At 65.6% G+C, this 3,606-nt stretch carries 3 protein-coding genes and 2 pseudogenes; 2 read left to right on the plus strand and 3 right to left on the minus strand.

All coding sequences use genetic code 11. The features are described from left to right. Both L979_RS12675 and L979_RS12680 read right to left on the minus strand, forming a co-directional pair. Nucleotides 1–1,531, minus strand: a pseudogene (locus L979_RS12675) (hypothetical protein); the annotation flags it as partial. 2 nt (nt 1,532–1,533) lie between these two features. Continuing rightward, nucleotides 1,534–1,815: a hypothetical protein gene (locus L979_RS12680; protein WP_156125584.1), complete on the minus strand. Its 282-nt coding sequence runs from the start codon at nt 1,813–1,815 to the stop codon at nt 1,534–1,536. Nucleotides 1,816–1,942: 127 nt separating this feature from the next. Between L979_RS12680 and L979_RS12685 the strand changes: the two genes are divergently transcribed. Further along, complete coding sequence (locus L979_RS12685; RefSeq protein ID WP_047692575.1) at nt 1,943–2,326, plus strand: cold-shock protein; 384 nt, start codon at nt 1,943–1,945, stop codon at nt 2,324–2,326. 278 nt (nt 2,327–2,604) lie between these two features. Next, nucleotides 2,605–2,868: pseudogene (locus L979_RS16855) on the plus strand (DUF3027 domain-containing protein); the annotation flags it as partial. A 15-nt stretch (nt 2,869–2,883) separates the two neighbouring features. Here L979_RS16855 and L979_RS12690 read toward each other — a convergent pair. After that, a partial coding sequence (locus L979_RS12690; RefSeq protein WP_047692576.1) for a TSUP family transporter occupies nt 2,884–3,606 on the minus strand: 723 nt, incomplete at its 5' end.

The following is a 3,606-nucleotide window of genomic DNA, read 5'->3' on the forward strand; positions in this document are numbered from 1 at the left end:
AGGTGACGCTGAAGCGGAAGGTGTCTGCCGCGCCGCGTCCCTCAGGGTCGGCCACCAGGGCAAGCTCGGCTGCCGCGGACGGGGACAACGGACCTGCAGCCACGGCGGTGTGGTCGTTCTGCACCGTCACGGTCTCCACTGCCGCGGGCACATGCTGCGCGATCACAGCGGAGGCAGCATGGGGGCCGCTGTGCACGAGCTCGCCCAGGGCCGGGGTGGCAGCCCCTGCCCCGGTCAGACCCAGGTCCGCCAATTCCGTCAGCAGACCGGATGTGTACCGAGTCAGCACCGGTGCCAGTCGTGGGCGCATCCAGGTGGCGGTGGCCACGGCCCATGCTGCCTCCGGGGACACCTGATCCGCGTGGACCACGGCCAGGGAAACCGCCAGACGAATCCCTGGCGCCTCCGGTGTTTCCACGGCTCGGGTCAAGGGAGCCACCACGGCGCCGTCCGCGCCGTGGGTCCCCACAGCACTGGGCAACACTTGTGAGTACCACCAGGCAGCGAGCACAACCCCGTGGGCATCGGCCACGTGCAGCGACTCGAACGGTGCCGAACTGGACGTCCAGTGGCCGGTGCGCTCCTGCGCCTCCATCAGTCCGGCTGCGTAGGCATGACCCAACAGGCGGTCCACACGATCCTGGGGAAGATCCAAGGTTGCGGCCAGGCGACGCCGCTCGCGCACCCCCACACCACCGGATTGCAGAACGGTCAGCGGGCGCAGGCTCAACTCCGTACGCAGTCGCTTGAGGTCCCGTACCAGTTCCAGAGCAGCCGACTGGGCGGCATTGTCCCGGAGGCGTGGGTTCACGGCGCGTCCCTCAGGTGCCACGGGCATGCCGGGGTCCGGACCCCAAGGGTCACCACCGCGCAGGGCCAGCCCCACTTCACGCGGCATCTCCACATGGTGCGGGTCAATGGGCACCAACAGCTTCCGCGCCAGCAGCCAGTCGATGGGCCGCTGCAGAGGATCGTCCTGCACAGGAGTGCGATGTGCCTCCCGCACGGTTCCCACTGGATGGGTGCGGAAATTCGCCAGGATCTCCGCAGTGCGTCCTGGGAGGCGGTCCAGATGGTCCAGGTTCAGATCAGACGTCGTGGTCTGCTCGGTGCTGTCTGCGCGTAAAGCCAAGAGTTCGCTCAGCGGGCGTCCCAGGCCAGCCGGGTATCGTCCCAAGGCATCCGCCACTGCGGGGGAGAGCACCCACGGGGTGGCGGGGTCGGTCGACACGGGGTGGATCAAGGCCATGGCGTGGAGGACGTCATGGACGGTGGTGCGGAGGCGGTCGTCGTCGCTGGGGGGATCCAGCGTGTGATTGCCCAGCACTGCGGCGCGTTCAATGACGTCCAGTTGCGGGCGGGTGAGCCTCTGCAGTGCTGAGTGGAGGGACGCGCGGCTGCTGAGCAGATGAGCCAGCTGATCCAGGTCAACTGGGGTGGCAGCGGCAACGTCCGGGCGCAGTTCCAGCAACGGTGTCAGCTGGTCAGCGCAACGCCGCCCAAGGTCCTCACGGAATGCGGTTTCCCGCATGGTCAGTGACGACGGCGCTGGAGCAAGGTCTGTACCAGAGCCAACACCAGGCACAGGAAAGCGGCGGGGAAGGCGAAAAAGGCGTAGCGTGTGAACCAAGGCCACACCTCGCCACCACCGTTGATCCACTTGAGAATCAGCATGGCCGTCATGGCCACGCCGGAGGTCACAAACAGCACCACGGCCAACCAACCCCACAGGTTCATGCCGCTGCCCGGGGTTTCACGGGGCGTCCGGACAGCAGGGGACTGCTGGGAAGGCGTGGAGGAGTTGGTGGCAGACATGACCATCAGAATACCGTTCGCCGTCAGCGTCCTGTTCATCTGAGGGAGGACCCACCCAGAGGCCACCACAGGACTAAACTAGGCTGTTCTGCAACATCCCACCGCATCAAGAACAGAGGTCAACACAGTGCCCACTGGCAAGGTCAAGTGGTTCGACGCCGACAAAGGGTTCGGCTTCCTGGCAAGCGACGACGGCGGAGAGGTCTTCCTCCATGCCAGTGCTCTGCCTGCCGGTCTGGAGACCGTGAGCCCGGGTACTCGCATGGAATTCGGTGTTGCTGACGGCCGCCGCGGCCCCTCCGCACTGTCCGCCACCGTGATTGAGCGGACCCCGTCCGTGGCCAAGAACACCCGGATGTCGGCCGAGCGCATGGCGGTGATCAACGAGGACCTGATCAAGCTCCTGGACGACATCTCCGGCGGGCTGCAGCACGGCAAGTACCCGGACCGTGCACACGGCAAGAAGATCGCCACCATCCTGCGCACCGTCGCGGACAACCTGGACGTCTGAGGCAGGCCACCGTGTCCCCGGAACAGCAAGCACCGGATCAGCAAGCACCAGAACCTGAGCAGCAGGCATCGGCACCGGCCGAGCCAGCTCCCAATCTGGAGTCACCGGATCAAGCTCAGCTGAAGCAGGCGCCGGCCGAAGCCGCTGAGCCTCAGGCCCGGCCGGAGGCGCGGCGGCGCAAGCCTGCCCTGGACCAGAAGTTGGCCCAGGCCAAGGAGTTTGCGCTGGCTGCCCTGAAGGAACTGGTGCCGGCTGAGGAGATCGGGGACGGCCACCGGGTGGCGGCCGACGACGACCGTTTGGTCACCCACTACTTCACCTCCACCAAACGCGGTTACCGCGCATGGGAGTGGTACGTCACGATCGCGCGGGCTCCGCGGCAGGCGGAACCCACCGTGTGTGAAACCGGGATCCTGCCCTCGGATGACGCCCTGTTGGCACCGGAATGGGTGCCGTGGTCGGAGCGCCTCAGCGATGAGGAGAAGGAATCGGAATCTGATGATTCGGCCGAGGACCAGGACGTGACGGAGGACGCAGAAAGTCCTGACCAGCAGGAGTCAGCCGAGCAGGGGAGCCAGGTTCTCCACCCAGACGTCGTAACCGACCTTGATGATCAAAACGGCGACCACCACCAGGAAAGCGATTCGGATGAATCTGTTGCCCCGGGCAACAGCCATGCGTGATCCCGTGTAACCACCCACAATGTTGGCCAGCCCCATGGCCAGACCCAACGCCCACAAGGTGTGACCCTGGGGGATGAAGAACGCCAGGGCACCAATGTTGGTGGCCACGTTCACGATCTTGGCGGTGGAACTGGCCATCAGGAAGTCGTAACCCGCTGCGGTGATCAGGGCCATGATCAAGAAGGTCCCCGTGCCGGGGCCGATCAGACCGTCATAAAAACCAATGCCCAGTCCAATCATGGCTGCCGTCATGTAGTGCTTGCGGCTGGGGCCCTCGAATCTCAACACTGCCCCCAAGCTGGGCCGGGCCACCGTGACCACTGCCACCCCCGTCAGTGCCACCACAATGATCGGTTTGAAAATGGAGGCCGGCAGCAGAGCGGCCACATTGGCCCCGCCGTAGCTGCCGATCATGGCAATCACAGCCATGGGCAGGGCTGTTCTCAGATCGGGTGTGACCCGTCTGAACCAGGTGATGGCGCTGGTGGTGGTACCGAACACGGAGCCCAGTTTGTTGGTGGCCAGCGCCTGGACCGGGGTGATTCCCGGAACCAGCAGCAGGGCGGGTAGCTGCAGCAACCCGCCACCACCCACCAC

Origin of the sequence: Kocuria sp. ZOR0020, assembly GCF_000800955.1 — a bacterium.
Lineage (GTDB): Bacteria > Actinomycetota > Actinomycetes > Actinomycetales > Micrococcaceae > Kocuria > Kocuria subflava.